Below are 13,705 nucleotides of genomic sequence, written 5' to 3'. Positions count from 1 at the left end.
TCCTCCAGACGGGTGTTCAGCACCGCACCACGTAGCTGTAGCTGTAGTTCCAGGTCAGGGAGGTGAGGGAGTACCACTCCCCGTGCCAGTACCGGATCGTGGCGGTCGGGGTGAGCCCCGTGGTGGGAACCCATCGTTGCCCGACGTACCGTTCGGTGCTCGCCATCACCGGGGACGAGATGTCGGTGTAGCGGGTGCAGTAGATGCTGCTGGCGGAGGCGCTGTTCGTCGTGAGCTCCGTGCTGGAGACCAGCAGGTTCGCCGAGTTGCACTCGGCCACCAGGCTGTTCCGGTAGTACAGGATCGACGACCCGCCCGATGGCCGCTGCGCCATCCAGTACCGGTAGGTGAAGGGCCCGTTGCTCCGGGCTCCGATGAACGTCCAGGTCGTACCGGTGGTGACGGGGCCGACGATCGGATCCGGCTCGAAGAAGGCGCTGGAGGTGCAGAACGGGAGGGTCAGCACGCTGGGCCCGGCGGACGCGGGTGCCGCCGTCACCGTGGGCGCGGCGAGACCCAGGAGCAACCCGAGGATCAGGAGCAGGGCCGGTGGACGACGACGTGGGCGGGAAGTGAAAAGGGTGTGGTGGGGGGACATGGACCACCTCCATGACGGGGTCGCCGGCCGGCTTCGGCGCGCACCGGGATCGATATCACGAGGGTAGGGAACATCCGTCTCGGCGGAGCGCGCTGACCGTGATCCGACAGTCGGCGTGGTGGGGCCGATCGCCCGGCCCCGTCCCGGTCAGCTCTGGGCGGTCCGTGCTTCAGTGGTGGCCTGCTGCCACTCGTACCGCTCGCACCGCCGGCAGGCCCCATCGTGCCGCACCGCGCGACCGGGACCGGCGTCGAAGCTGCGGGCAGCTCGGCCTGGACCGATGGCTGGACCGGCTGGGCCGCTCGGCTGGCGCAGCCAGAAGCGTTCACGGCGCTCGTGCCGGTGGCGGTGACTACGACGTCCCACGACGGGTACCCACGACCATGGCGCGATACACGAAGCCCGAGCTGCGGGAACAGCTCAAGGAAGAGATCAGGGCGTCCGACCGGGGCGGCCGGCCGGGGCAGTGGTCGGCGCGCAAGTCGCAGCTTCTCACCAACGAGTACGAGAAGCGTGGCGGCGGATTCCAGGGCCCGAAGGACGAGCGCCAGAAGTCCCTCCAGCGCTGGGGCGACCAGAAGTGGCGGACCAGGCAGGGCACCACCCGGGCACGGCATGACGGCGAAACCGACCGCTACCTTCCGGAACAGGCGTGGAAGAAGCTCTCCCCCGAGCAGCAACGGGCCACCGACGCCAAGAAGCGCCGGGGGTCGGCCTCCGGCAAGCAGTACGTCGCCAATACCGGGCCGGCCAAACAGGCCCGCCGCACCGCCGCAGCCGTCCCGCTGACCGACCTGACGGTCGCCGAGGCGACCCGCCGCGTCCGGGATCTCGACGTCAGGCAGCTCCGGGCCGCGCTACGCGCGGAACGCGCCGGCAAGGGCCGCAAGACCCTCATCCAACGCCTGGAGTCGGCGCTCGACCGCCGCTGACCGACACGTTGCACGGGCAGCCCGCCACCGGGTGGCAGGTGACCGCCCTCAGCGTGCTCGAACGGAGGCCCTTCCGGCCACGCCGGAGGTCCCGGGCTGAAGCGCGTGGCCCGATCGGTGCCGACCGTCCCCGACAGGACTGAGTTCGGATCGGTCAGGAGTCCGGCCCCGCGAAGGGCCGGTCAGGGGGGCCGGCCGGTTACAGCCAGTCGTGTTCGCGGGCGTAGCGCGCCGCTTCGTGGCGGGTCCGGGTCTGGGTCTTGCGCATCGCGTTGGAGAGGTAGTTACGCACGGTGCCGGGGGCGAGGTGCAGCCGGGCGGCGATGTCGGCCACCGAGTAGCCCTCGCCGGTGACCCGCAGCACGTCGGCTTCGCGGTCGGTGAGGGGGCAGTCCTCGGTGACGGCGAGCGCGGAGACGTCCGGGTCGATCCAGCGTTTGCCCGCGTGCAGAGTGGCGATGACCTCGGTGATGTGCGCCGGCTCGGCGGACTTGCTGACGAAACCCTGGACACCGAGCCGCAACGCCTTGCGCAGCACGCCCGGACGGGCGTGCCGGGTGAGCATGAGGATCACCTGCTCCGGGCGCACGCGGCGGATCTCGGCGACGGCGGTGAGCCCGTCCACGCCCGGCATCTCCAGGTCGATGACCAGCACGTCGGGCCGGTGCCGCAGGGTGGCTTCGACGGCCGACTCGCCGTCGGGCGCCTCGGCCAGGACGGTGATGTCGCCCTCCATGGGCAGCAGCGCGGCCATGGCCGTACGCAGCAGCGCCTCGTCGTCGGCGAGCACGATGGTGGTCATCGGGCGTCCTCCCCCGGGGCGGGCGGGGCCGCGTCGGCACGAGCGGGTGGGAAGGCCGCAGCCGTCAGGAACCGCTCGTCCGACTGCTCCACGGTCAGCACACCTCCGTCACCCGTGACCCGCTGCCGCAGCGCCGCCAGTCCCCGGAGCTCGGGCAGCGTGCCGACGGTCACGCCGTCGTTGACGATGGTGATACCCGCCCCGGTGAGCGTGATCTGCACCTGGGTGGCCTGCGCGTGGCGCAGGATGTTGGTGGTCGTCTCCCGCAGCACCTGCCCGAGCAGTTCGCTGCTGCGGGCGTCGGCCTCGGCCTCCCGGGTCACCCGGACCCGGATGCCGGCGGCCTCGAACAGGTTCTTCGCGTTCTCGACCTCGGCGGTGAGGTTGAGCCGCCGTTGGGCGTACGCGAGTTCCTTGGTCTGCGCGATGGTGTCGCTGACCAGTGCGTACGTCTCACGGAGTTCCTTCTGCGCCCGCGCGGTGTCGCGGTCCAGCAGCCGCTGGGCCAGGGCGATCTTCAGCTTGACCACGTGCAGGGTGTGCCCCTGGATGTCGTGCAGGTCGCTGGCGAACCGGACGCGTTCCCGCACCACGGCCAGCTCGGCCTCGCGCTCACGGGTCTGTTCGAGTTCCCGGATGAGGTCGAAGAACCGCTCCCCCGCCACCGTCAGGGCGGCCACCACGACGGTGAGGACGGTCGGAAGGAGGACGTACAGCCCCAGGACATCGCCGATGTCGTCGCGCTGCACCAGCAGCCGCGTCGCGCCGATCACGGCGACGAAGCAGAGCAACCCGGCCACCGCCAGGGCCCGCCGCCGCCGCTGCACCTCGCGCAGGGCGAGCGACCCCACGGCGCAGATACCCCAGTACGCGTTGGGGCTGCCGGTCACCAGGACCCCCACCGGCCATACCGCTCCCGCCACCACGACGCAGGGCAGCGCGAACCGGGCGAGGTCGTTGGCCGTCCACCGTTCGAAGGCCACCAGGGCAGCCACCGCCCCCGGCGCCAGGACGACGACGTGCCACCAGGCACGGACGTCCATGTAGACCAGGACCACGGCGGCGAACACCACCGGCGGCAGTGAGGTGGCGAGGTTGAGTCGGCGCAGCCTCTTCTGTGTCGACGCGGTGAAGCGTGGCGCTGGTGCGGTCACCATCCCAGTATCCGGCAGGCCGCGGCCCCGACCAGTGACACCACGTCACATACGGTCGTGACACCGCGCCACTGACGGGCGGGGCGGGTCCGCGCTGTCATGGGTGCATGTCCACCACACCCGTCATCACCGTCGACCGGCTGAACCTCACCTACGGCGACTTCCACGCCGTCAGGGACCTCACCTTCGAGGTCCGGCCCGGGGAGCTCTACGCGCTGCTGGGTACCAACGGGGCCGGGAAGACCTCGACCCTGGAGGTCGTCGAGGGACACCGGAGGCCGACCTCCGGCACCGTACGCGTCTTCGGACGCAGCCCGCAGGACCGCCGCGCGGTCCGTCCCCGGATGGGCGTGATGCTCCAGGAGAGCGGATTCTCCCCGGACCTCACGGTCCGTGAGTCCGTCGGCCTGATCGGCCGGCTCAGCGGACGCACGGACGACGTCGGCCGGGTGCTCGACGTCGTCGACCTGACCGGGCGGGCGGGGCGGCGGGTAGCCCAGCTCTCCGGCGGCGAGAAGCGGCGGCTCGACTTCGCCACCGCCGTCTACGGCACCCCGGAACTGATCTTCCTCGACGAGCCGACCACCGGCCTGGACATCCAGTCCCGCGACGCCGTCTGGGCGACGGTGGACCGGCTGCGCGAGAACGGCACCACCATCGTGCTCACCACGCACTACCTGGAGGAGGCGCAGCAGCGGGCCGACCGGATCGGGCTCATGCACCGGGGCAGCCTCCAGCGTGAGGGCACGGTGTCCGAGTTGACCCGTACCCTGCCGGCCGTGATCCGGTTCTCCCTCGCGGCACCGGTGCCGTCGCTGCCGCTGCCGGCCGCCGTCGACGCCGACGGAGAGGTCGTGATCGAGACCTTCGCCCTGCAGAAGGACCTGCACCTTCTCCTGGGGTGGGCGCAGGAGCACGCGGTGGAGCTGCGGGACCTGGCGGCCGGGCCGACCCGGCTCGACGACGTGTTCCGCGCAATCAACGCCTGATTCGGTCCTTCGAGAGGAGAGTCGCCATGTTGTCCATCGCTTCCAGCGAACTGATCCAGATCTTCCGTAACCGGCTGGTGCTGGTCACCAGCCTCATCGTCCCGGTGGCCGTCTGCGTGCTCTTCGTCCGCCAGCACGAGACCTTCGCCGCCATCGGCAGCCTCGGCTACATCGCGGCGATCGTGACCTTCACCGTGGCCGCGTTCGGGCTCTACGCCACCGCCGTCACCACTCTGGCCTCCCGACGCCAGAACCTCTTCCTCAAGCGGCTGCGCTCCACCGCGGCCGGCGACGCCCGCATCCTCACCGGCCTGCTGCTGCCCGTCGCCGTGCTCGCCCTGATCCAGGTGGCCGCGATCCTGACCGCCCTGGCCGTGGTCGCCGGTGGACCGTCGAACGTCGCCCTGCTGGTGGTGGCGGTCCTCGCGACCGTGGCCATGATGATCGGTCTGGCGCTCGCCACGGCGGGGCTGACGAACTCCCCCGAACACGCCCAGGTCACCACCCTGCCCGTCACCCTCGGCGTGATCGCCGTGGCCAGTTGGGTGGGGATCACCGGCACCGCGGACCTCGCCTGGCTCAAGCGGCTGCTGCCCGGCGGCGCGGCCACCGAGCTGACCAGGAACGCCTGGAACGGCGGCGTCGCCGTGACCGACTCCCTGCTGCTGCTCGCGCCCACCCTGGGCTGGGTCGTCATCGCCGTCGCCCTGGCCACCCGGCTCTTCCGCTGGGAGCCCCGCCGATGAACGCCGCACCCCGACCGCGTCCGGACACTCCGACCTGGAAAAGTTCTCCTGCTGCTGTTCCAGCCCGGTTCCGGGACCGTCGACATCGACGAGGAGCCGCGCACGGTGCTCGGTCTGTTCCGGACCACGGTCCTGCGGGAAGGCCCCGACGCCAGCGAGGTCACCTGGACGTTCGTTCAACGCCACCCGCTGCCGCGAGGAGACTGCGGCTACTGCGGGCCGGCCGTCTCCTCGGTCAGGTCGACCGGCCGTGCCTTGAGCTTGGCGGCGATGCGCATCAGCGCGCGTCGGTCGACGGGGGTGAGCGGGTCGAGCACGTAGCGCCGCACCAAGCGCGCATGGGCGGGCGCGGCGGCGACCACGACGTCGTAGCCGGCGTCGGTGAGGGCGGCGATCGTGTAGCGGCGGTCCACCGGGTCGGCTCGTAGACAGTCGAGGATGCCCGTTGGTGGTGAGGTCCGCCGGGCTCGCAGTGATCGCTCGACGAGGTACGACAGCAGGTCGCGACCGTCGTACCGCAGCAGCCGCCGCCCTGGTCGCCTGCCTTCGCGACTGACTCGGCGTGGTGGCCGCCCACCTCAGGCGCGCCGTTCGGTGTGGTGATTGCTGTGGCGGTCCAGGTTGTTGACCGGTTCGGTCCCAGCGCGGGGTGACGTGTGGGGCGGCGCTACGGCAGCGATCTGGACGGTGGGGTGGCTGACGGCGGCATCGAGGATCGCCGAGAGCGGGGCGAACCGGGCACGTCTGCTGGCGGCGTTGAGCACACCTGTACCCGGGTCGTCACTTGGAGAGAATGGTGCGGCGGCGAGTGCATCCGGGAGGGTCGATGACCACCATGTCCGGCAAGGTGTGCCTGGTGACCGGTGGGACCAGCGGGATCGGCCGGGAGACGGCGGCCCGGCTGGCCGAACTGGGGGCCACCGTGGTCGTCGTCGGGCGCGACGCCGAGCGAGGACGATCGGCCGTCACCGAGATCCGGCACCGGGCACCCCACGCCGAGGTGGACCTCCTGACAGCCGACATGTCGAGCCTGGCCGACGTGCGCTGGCTGGCCGCCGAGGTCCTGGAGAAGTACCACCGGCTCGACGTGCTCGACAACAACGCCGGCGTGATCATGCTCAAGCGGCACCTCACGGTCGACGGCTACGAGACCATGTTCGCCGTCAACCACCTGGCACCCTTCCTGCTGACCAACCTGCTGCGCGAACGGCTGGTGAGCAGCGCGCCGGCCCGCGTGATCACCGTGTCGTCCCACGCCCACAGGTCGGCCACACACATCCCCTGGGACGACCTGGCCCGCGGCGAGCCGAGCTACCCGCTGTCGAAACTGGCGAACATCCTGTTCACCGTCGCGTTGGCCACCCGCCTGACCGGCACCGGCGTGGTCGCCAACTGCCTGCACCCCGGTCTCATCCGGACCCGGTTGGGCCGCGAGGCCCGCGGCGTCACCAAGCTGCTCGTCGCGGCCGCCAAACCCTTCATGGGTACCGTCCAGACCGGCGCAGCCACCCCGCTCTACCTGGCCACCGCCCCGGAGGCAGCCGACGTCACCGGAGGCTACTTCGTCCGCGGCAAGCAGACCGAGCCGAGCTCCCTGGCCCGCGACCCCGACGCCGCCGCGCGCCTCTGGGCCCTCAGCGAGGAGTTGGTGGCGTAGTCGGGCAAGGATCGTCGTCAGGTCGCGCGTTCGGGAGCATGGAGTGCCGTTGGCGTCGGTGCATCGATCCTGATCGGCAGGTCCGGACAGCAGCCGCCCTGCAACGCCAGTTCGACCAGTGGCCCATCGACCGGATCAAGGAGGCCGTTGCGGTCACCCCCGACGGTAGGATCACGCAGATCCTGCGGCGACGGTGAGAAGTGGCAGCCCCATGGGTGTGGAGTTCCGACTGACCCTGGCCGGCGACCTCCCCCTGGCCGACGTCGCCGCACTCACCGCCACCAGCCCCGACGAGCAACCCACCGCAACCGGATCCCATCTGTTCAGCGCCAATCTCCACGACCAACGCGCGGGGAGTCGACTGATCAGCTCTCTCTCGCCGGATTCAGGGCGTTGTGGCGAAAAGCCAGGAGCAGGCGACAACGGGCGAGGGCCCGAAGGTACGGATGCAGCGTCTCGTCTGAGCCGGACGGCTTGCGGCCACACTCTCGGCCGGCCGGGCTCCTGGTGGTACGGTCGCCGGGTGATCGTCGAGGAGCACTGGTGGAACGGGGAGGCGTCGACACGAGGACGTCGCGACATCTACATCCGTACCGATGGCCGGCGCTGGGAGGTGCAGGCGCAGATCGGTGGTGCGCGCGGCCGTTCCGAGGTGTTGGAGTGCTTCAGCCGTAGCTCGGCGAGCATCCTCGCGAGGGCTTGGCGCGGGGGCAACCCGGCCTGGCGCGAGCTGCCACACTGAGCGATTTGAACCGGTACCTGGCCGACCTCGCGCATCACGGCCTTGGTTGACCGTGCCGGACTCCTCGTCATGACGAACGTGATGTCGCCGATCGCCGGGGAACTGGCCACGAACCACATCAGCTTTCGGTTTCGGCGCTTCTTACCGGCATCGGCACCTGGCTCGCCACGCGCCGCTGACCGGCGCGCCCGGCGGACGGGATCCGGTCGCGGCACGACGGCCGCGACGGGGATCGCGTCGTCTGGGCTCACCTCGGTAGGGCGGCATCCAGAAGGGTTTCGGCAGCCGCGCGGGCGCGCACCACGCACGAGGCGTCGTTGAGCACCATCGCGCGGCTGGCGGCGCCGTCCGCCAGGATGCTGAGTTGTTCGCCGAGTTCCTCGGGATCCTCGACTCCGAGGTCGCGCAGGAGCTGGGTGATGCGTTCGCCGACCCGCAGTTTCTGATGTCGGGCGAAGGCGTGCACCGTGCTGTCGGGGTCGGGGAACTCCACGGCGGCGTCGACGAACGGACACCCCCGGATCGGGGCGGTGCCGGTGCCCGGCACCGTGAACAGTTCGAGGATCCGCTCGCGGGGAGACAGATCCGTCCGGTCGAGCGCGCTCTCGACTGTCTGCCCGCCGTGGACGAGGTGGTCCAGGTAGGCCACCACGAGTTGTTCCTTGGTCGGGAAGTGCGCATAGAGGGTCCGCTTCGACACCGGCGCCTGCGCCGCGAGGCGTTCCATCCCGACGGCGTTGATCCCGTACGTCTCGAAGAGGGTCGTCGCCGCGGCGATGATCCGCTCCCGGCCGCCACGCCCGCGCCGCGTCGCCATGCCGGCAAGTGTACGTCAGCGTCTACCTTTCGGTGCGGCACCGCCCACCGTCATCCGATCCCCGCCCCGCCTCCCACCCCGGTCGGGTGGTCGGAGACCACGCCGACCGACAGGCCGGGCGACGTCGGTCACCGTGACCAGGGCGCACCGGCGGTCACCGCCCGGCAGAAGGCAGGCACGGCCGGCGTGGCGCCCTCGACGGCCTCGATCGACCTCAGTCGCGGGGGGCGACGTGAATGTGGAGATCGGTGCGGTCGGGCAGGAGGTCCGCGCGCAGGGCGCGGGTGCCCTGGTAGTCGCCGTCGCGCAGACGCCGGAAGGGGCGGGCCGGCTCGGTGTCGACGGTACGCAGCCGGTGACGCAGGCGCTCGACCTCACGCTCGACGGCGGCGGCGTCCAGGTCGTCGGCGTCGTGGACGACGTGCAGATCGAGCGGCTCGATGCCGACGTACCAGAGCACGCCGTGGGTGACGGGGAACAGCAGGGATTCGATGTCACCGCTGATGCCGCGCGGGCCGATCGAGCCGGCGTCCTCGCCCGCGGTCACCACGACGAGCGCGCGACGCCCGACGAGTCCGCCGTCGCCGTACCGTCGCGGCACGCCGAGTTCGGAGTCGACGTCGCCGTAGGCGAAGCCGCTGGTGAACACCCGGTCGAACCAGCCCTTGAGGATCGCTGGCGGCCCGTACCACCACAGTGGGAACTGCACGATGAGCAGCTCGGCGGCGGCAAGTTTCGCCTGTTCCTGCCGCACGTCGGTGGGCTGCTGCCCCCGGGCGTACGCGGCGCCGGCCAACTCGGCGATGTTGCCGGGCTTTCCGGCCAGGTCGCCGAGGTCGCGGTCGCACAGGACCGGGTCGAAGTTCTGGGCGTTCAGATCGGAGGTGAGCATCCGGTAGCGCGTGGACAGGGCCTCGGTGCCGGCCCGGAAGAGGCGGTCGTTGAAGGATCCCCGGCGGGGGTGCGCGTAGACCCAGAGGGCGGTGCCCGGCTCGGGCGGGTGGGTGATCGTCATGGGACCTCCTCATGTGTGGCGCGCGGACCGGACGCGACACCCCGGAACAAGTTACCATCAGTAAGTTACCACGAGTAACCTACTGCACGGCATGGCTCACAGCCGGTCTGCGCCGCCGAACGCAGACCCCCTCGACCAGCGCTCCCCTGCGGGCATGGCGCGTCACGCTGATCATCCGCGGCTGCCCCTCGAACGCCCGCGTGAGTTCCGACGCCCTTCCGGGTGCCGGGCGACGCCTCAGTGGAATCGCGTCGTCTCGGCGAGTGCCGCCCGTGGCATGCGAAGCCGGTTGGCCGGGGCCCCCTCGTCGGCGTACCCGAAGGAGATGCCGAGCAGCAGCTTGCGATCGCGCACGCCGAGCTCGGAGCGGATGGTGTCGGCGAAGAAGCTCAGCAGGCCCTGCGGGCAGCTGTCGATGCCGTACGCCGCCATCGCCAGCAAAAGGGTCTGCGCGTAGATCCCCACGTCGGCGGCCATCCTCTCCTCCGCCGTCGGGGCGGTGAACAGCAGCGCCACGTGCGGCGCGCCGTAGAAGCGCAGGCTTTCCACGTCGTAGGCCGCCCGTGCCTCGTGATCGTCGCGGGCGATACCGACGGCGCCGTACATCTGCTGGCCGGCGTGCCGCCGCCGGCGCTGGTGGACGCCCTGGTAGAGATCGGGCCGGTAGGGGAAGTCGGGGGTCGTGTCCCCGCGCAGGTGAGCCGCCACGAGCGCGTCGGCGAGGCGGTCACGGGCCGCGCCGCTGACCACCTCGATGTGCCACGGCTGGGTGTTGGAGTTCGACGGTGCCGCGGCGGCCAGGGAGAAGACCGCCTCCAGGGTCGACTGCGGAACGGGGTCGCTGCGGAAGGCGCGCGTGGCGCGTCGTCCGCGGATCAGGCGCTCGGCGTACTCGGGGCGCAGGTCGTCGGTCATGCTTTCTCCTTCAGCCTAGGTAAACGTTCGCGTTTACTTAGACGACTGTAACCGATCGGGTCCGACCGGGTAAACAGCACCGTCTACTTCGGAGGGCGTTGAGTCGACTCGGCCCTCCAAAGAGGCCGGTGAAGGCGTGAACCCGAATGAAGGGCCCTTTCAGGGCTGCGGCGTCGGCATGGTTCGTGCAGGGTGGCGACAGGTGGCGGATCGGGTGGGCGTGGTGTGTCCCGGAGACGTCGAGGCGGCGCGGGTACGGTCGGGGTGGTCTCGCGGCCCACGTGGTCGCGCTACCCCGGGTCCACCTGCTGGCCCGGCACGCTCCCTGCCCACGAGCGGGACACCGGCCGGCACCCGGCTCACGGTCCTCTCTTCACGCAGGGCCGGCTCACCGCCGGCGGCGTGGACATCGGTTCACCGGTAGATGTCAGCGCCGACCGCTACCGGAACCGGACAGTGATCATCCGGCCGGTCGGACCGCCGGGCGCGCTCCACGGTGATGCCCGCGTCCTGCTGCCGAAGCTGGTCGACCTGGCTCCGGGCACCGGCGCGCGGGTGACGACCGGCACCGCCGACCTGCTGATCGTCGGTGCTCCCGAGGGGCCGCCGCTGCTGCGACAGCCGCCGGGCGGCCTCGTCTCCTCCGCCCTGCCCGGGAACGCCAGCGGCTTCACCGTCACACCAGTCCGATACGTCCCGACCGGCTCCGCCGTGCGCCAACCACGGGTACGCCCTGTTCCTGCTGGACCGCGGCAGAACCACCGACGCCCGATGGTGCTCCAGGGTCACCTGCGGCAACACGCTGAAAGCCCTCCCACTACCCACGATGCCGACGAGGCTGACCGCCCCTCCGGTTCATGACCTCGCCGTTTTCGGGGCCGCCCGGCGGAGGGTCGCCCCCGTCACGTGCTGGCGGCCTTCGGTGGCGACGGCCGTGACGACGCGGGCCAGGGTGTCGCGTGCTCGGTCGGCGCTGATCCTGCCGGTGAGGGCAGCTCTGCCCAACGCGTCACCGGCGCCGACGATCCCCAGCAGACCCGCGGCGTCGATCGGGCCGGCGACGGGTTCCAGCGCGTCACGGCACATGACGAGGTATGCCTCCTCGGCCTCCCGCCGCAACCGGCTCAGGGTGGACGAGCCCGCGAGCGCGGCGACGACGTCGGCCAGTTCCCGCCCCTCCTTGAGGCAACAGTCGATGTACGCGCCCGCGATGACGCCCGCCACCGCCGCCAGGTCGCGCCGAGCGCCGGCGAGCGCGACGGCGAGCATCTCCCGTTGCCGGGCCTCGAACTCGCGGTACAACTCGGCGAGCACTCCGGCCCGGTCGCCGAAGTGACCATAGACGAGAGGCTTGGTCACCCCGGCCCGTTCGGCGAGCCGGCCGAGCGTGAACTCGTCCGTGCCCGAGTCCCGGATGAGCTCGCGGGCGACCTCCAGGAGCTGGACGTGCCGCTCCTGCTTCGACAGCCGGCGACGCGGAGACACCGGGAGATCAGTCACGCGGACTCCTCGGCGACGCGACGGCCAGCAACCACTCCCGGTAAGTTACCACGGGTAAGTTGCCGGCCACCTCGAGATCTGGGCTGGCCAGGCGAACTCGTCCTACCGGAGACCACCGCCCTGGTCGACGCTGTCGAGGCCATCGCCGCTGCCGCCGGGCTGCCCCAGATCGGACGCGACGACGACCTGCTACCGGATTCCGTCCCCGTAGTGCACCCGGCCGGCTACCCGAGGAGCATCGCCGCACCGGACAGCACCTGGTGTTCGGATCTGTTCCGAACATGTTCGGTGGCCTCGAACAGTGAGCCTTTTTCATCCTGCGTAGCGGTTGGCTTCGACGTGGTGCAGAACGAGGATGGCCTGCACGATCGGGGTCGCTCGTCGTGGGCAGCAGCGCAGCCTGACCAGGACCTTCCAGGTCTTGAGGGCGGCGATCGCCCGCTCGCCTCGGGCGCGGATCGTGGCGTGGGCGCGGTTGACGGCCTTCTGCCGGCGTGACAGCTTCGGGCGGTAGCGGCGCCGTTTGAACGGCGTGCGTACGCTGCCCCGGGCTCCTTGGTAGCCCTTGTCGGCGAAGGTCATCACGTCCGCGCTGGTCAGCGCTTCGAGGATGCCGTGGGTGCGGGCGGCGGTGAGGTCGTGCGCTGAGCCGGGTAGTGCCGGTGAGGCCCAGACGAGTCGGCCGGCCGCGTCGGCGATGACCTGCACGTTGACGCCGTGGCGCTTGTGCTTGCCGGAGTAGTACGGCCTCTGGTTGGCGACCCGGTCGATCGGGATCAGGGTGCCGTCCAGGATCGCGTACGCCAGCCGGCGTATCCGGTCCATGGCCGTGGTCAGGGTGTCGGCGGCGGCTGCGAGCAGGGCGATTGCTTCCTGCACGTAGCGCCAGGCGGTGGCGATGCTGACATCGAATCCGGCGGCGAGGCGGGTGTAGGTGTCGCCGTTGTGGAGGTGGGCCAGGGCGAGCAGCGCCTGTCGGCCCGGGTCGAGGCGTCGCCATCGGGATCGGCGCTGGTTACGGTGCTGGCGGATGCGGTCGGCGAGGTGGTTCAGGGTCCGGCTGGACAACGAGATCGCGGAGGGGTAAGACAGCACAGGCGAGGCTCCCGGTTGGGGCATCGGGTTTTGGTCGATTTGCTGTCTTACCTGGAGCCTCGCCCTCATCGATCACCGGGCTGCGCCCACCACTCCTGACCTGCGCGGTCACGTTGAAAAGGGCTCAGTCGAATCGGCCGCAGTTGCATGATTCGGTGTCACCATGCGTCTCGCCGCTCGCCCACACCCAGTGCCACGTGCTCCGCCCGCGGAATGGCACCGCCAGGACCTACCGCAGCGAACACCGACCGCCGCCGGGGGTCCCCGTCCGTATGTTGCTGTCGCTACCGGGGGCCACGCTGCGGCATTTATGGGGGAGAAATGGGTTCAGCAGACAAGTTCGCGTGTTGCAGATGGGTTGGCGCGTTGTCGAAGACTGCCACCCTCACCGACCGCGAGATGCAGGTCTTCACGCTGTTGGCGAAGGGTGAGCAGAACCAGGTGATCGCCGATCAGCTGTTCATCACCGAGCGGACCGTTCGTGCGCATCTCGCAAACATAATGACGAAGCTCGACCTCAGCTCACGGATGCAGGCGTGTTTGGCTTCCTATGTGTTCATCCACGATCGAGCTGATACCCGAACAGGGCCCCGGCACAGTCGTGACGGTGTCTGACTTGTGAGGCTTGGGACAGAAGCGCCGTCGGTGGTGGCAGCAAGACGGGCATGACCCGCTCAGAGGATCATCAAGGTTCTCTCCGCCATGCTGATCGACAAAGTGAGTCATGCCCGCGCTGCCACGAT

Annotated in this window: 16 protein-coding genes and 1 pseudogene; 8 read left to right on the top strand and 9 right to left on the bottom strand. The window is 70.4% G+C overall.

What is annotated here, in order from left to right; translation table 11 throughout:
- Positions 1-16: 16 nt before the first annotated feature.
- Positions 17-598: a hypothetical protein gene (locus ACQUFX_RS04650; protein WP_428964773.1), complete on the bottom strand. Its 582-nt coding sequence runs from the start codon at positions 596-598 to the stop codon at positions 17-19.
- Positions 599-981: 383 nt separating this feature from the next.
- Between ACQUFX_RS04650 and ACQUFX_RS04645 the strand changes: the two genes are divergently transcribed.
- Complete coding sequence (locus tag ACQUFX_RS04645; RefSeq protein ID WP_428964772.1) at positions 982-1,530, top strand: hypothetical protein; 549 nt, start codon at positions 982-984, stop codon at positions 1,528-1,530.
- A 199-nt stretch (positions 1,531-1,729) separates the two neighbouring features.
- Here the strand turns inward: ACQUFX_RS04645 and ACQUFX_RS04640 are convergent, their stop codons facing one another.
- Positions 1,730-2,332, bottom strand: coding sequence for a response regulator transcription factor (locus ACQUFX_RS04640; protein WP_428964771.1), 603 nt, complete (start codon positions 2,330-2,332; stop codon positions 1,730-1,732).
- Entirely contained in the window at positions 2,329-3,486 is a 1,158-nt protein-coding gene (locus ACQUFX_RS04635; protein ID WP_428964770.1) for a sensor histidine kinase, read from the bottom strand. The genes ACQUFX_RS04640 and ACQUFX_RS04635 overlap by 4 nt, the downstream gene beginning before the upstream one ends.
- Positions 3,487-3,593: 107 nt before the next feature.
- On the opposite strand from ACQUFX_RS04635, the gene ACQUFX_RS04630 reads away from it, so the two are divergent.
- Together ACQUFX_RS04630 and ACQUFX_RS04625 are read left to right on the top strand one after the other, a co-directional pair.
- Positions 3,594-4,475 carry an ABC transporter ATP-binding protein gene (locus ACQUFX_RS04630; RefSeq protein ID WP_428964769.1) on the top strand — a complete coding sequence of 294 codons (882 nt, stop codon included), beginning with the start codon at positions 3,594-3,596 and terminating at the stop codon, positions 4,473-4,475.
- 26 nt (positions 4,476-4,501) lie between these two features.
- On the top strand, positions 4,502-5,221 hold the full coding sequence (locus ACQUFX_RS04625) for an ABC transporter permease (protein ID WP_428964768.1): 720 nt from the start codon (positions 4,502-4,504) through the stop codon (positions 5,219-5,221).
- 209 nt (positions 5,222-5,430) lie between these two features.
- On the opposite strand, the gene ACQUFX_RS04620 is transcribed toward ACQUFX_RS04625, so the two are convergent.
- Complete coding sequence (locus tag ACQUFX_RS04620; protein ID WP_428964767.1) at positions 5,431-5,634, bottom strand: hypothetical protein; 204 nt, start codon at positions 5,632-5,634, stop codon at positions 5,431-5,433.
- A 413-nt stretch (positions 5,635-6,047) separates the two neighbouring features.
- Here ACQUFX_RS04620 and ACQUFX_RS04615 point away from each other — a divergent pair, with 413 nt between their 5' ends.
- Positions 6,048-6,878 (top strand): SDR family oxidoreductase, encoded by an 831-nt coding sequence (locus ACQUFX_RS04615; RefSeq protein WP_428964766.1) that lies wholly within the window; start codon positions 6,048-6,050, stop codon positions 6,876-6,878.
- Positions 6,879-7,401: 523 nt separating this feature from the next.
- Positions 7,402-7,620: a hypothetical protein gene (locus tag ACQUFX_RS04610; protein ID WP_083978730.1), complete on the top strand. Its 219-nt coding sequence runs from the start codon at positions 7,402-7,404 to the stop codon at positions 7,618-7,620.
- 247 nt (positions 7,621-7,867) lie between these two features.
- Here ACQUFX_RS04610 and ACQUFX_RS04605 read toward each other — a convergent pair whose 3' ends face one another.
- The 3 genes from ACQUFX_RS04605 to ACQUFX_RS04595 form a co-directional block, all read right to left on the bottom strand.
- Positions 7,868-8,437 (bottom strand): TetR family transcriptional regulator, encoded by a 570-nt coding sequence (locus tag ACQUFX_RS04605; protein WP_428964765.1) that lies wholly within the window; start codon positions 8,435-8,437, stop codon positions 7,868-7,870.
- Between the two features lie 214 nt (positions 8,438-8,651).
- The gene (locus ACQUFX_RS04600; RefSeq protein ID WP_428964764.1) at positions 8,652-9,452 is read right to left on the bottom strand and encodes an NAD(P)H-dependent oxidoreductase; all 801 of its coding nucleotides are present in this window, start codon (positions 9,450-9,452) and stop codon (positions 8,652-8,654) included.
- A gap of 237 nt (positions 9,453-9,689) precedes the next feature.
- Complete coding sequence (locus ACQUFX_RS04595; RefSeq protein ID WP_428964763.1) at positions 9,690-10,367, bottom strand: nitroreductase; 678 nt, start codon at positions 10,365-10,367, stop codon at positions 9,690-9,692.
- 402 nt (positions 10,368-10,769) lie between these two features.
- Between ACQUFX_RS04595 and ACQUFX_RS04590 the strand changes: the two genes are divergently transcribed.
- A complete protein-coding gene (locus ACQUFX_RS04590) occupies positions 10,770-11,228 on the top strand; it encodes a hypothetical protein (RefSeq protein ID WP_428964762.1) in 459 nt (152 codons plus the stop codon).
- Positions 11,110-11,703 (top strand): hypothetical protein, encoded by a 594-nt coding sequence (locus tag ACQUFX_RS04585; protein WP_428966864.1) that lies wholly within the window; start codon positions 11,110-11,112, stop codon positions 11,701-11,703. Before ACQUFX_RS04590 ends, ACQUFX_RS04585 begins: the two co-directional genes overlap by 119 nt.
- Here the strand turns inward: ACQUFX_RS04585 and ACQUFX_RS04580 are convergent.
- Both ACQUFX_RS04580 and ACQUFX_RS04575 read right to left on the bottom strand, forming a co-directional pair.
- Positions 11,679-11,852: pseudogene (locus ACQUFX_RS04580) on the bottom strand (helix-turn-helix domain-containing protein); the annotation flags it as partial. The gene ACQUFX_RS04585 and the pseudogene ACQUFX_RS04580 overlap by 25 nt on opposite strands.
- Positions 11,853-12,179: 327 nt before the next feature.
- Entirely contained in the window at positions 12,180-12,962 is a 783-nt protein-coding gene (locus tag ACQUFX_RS04575) for a transposase family protein (RefSeq protein WP_428964761.1), read from the bottom strand.
- Between the two features lie 321 nt (positions 12,963-13,283).
- On the opposite strand from ACQUFX_RS04575, the gene ACQUFX_RS04570 reads away from it, so the two are divergent.
- The gene (locus ACQUFX_RS04570) at positions 13,284-13,577 is read left to right on the top strand and encodes a helix-turn-helix domain-containing protein (RefSeq protein ID WP_428964760.1); all 294 of its coding nucleotides are present in this window, start codon (positions 13,284-13,286) and stop codon (positions 13,575-13,577) included.
- Positions 13,578-13,705 lie beyond the last annotated feature (128 nt).

Origin of the sequence: Micromonospora fluostatini (genome assembly GCF_050410825.1) — a bacterium.
Classification (GTDB): Bacteria; Actinomycetota; Actinomycetes; order Mycobacteriales; family Micromonosporaceae; genus Micromonospora; species Micromonospora rosaria.
Note: the sequence above shows the minus strand (reverse complement) of the source record. Positions and strands in the feature narration are given on the sequence as shown.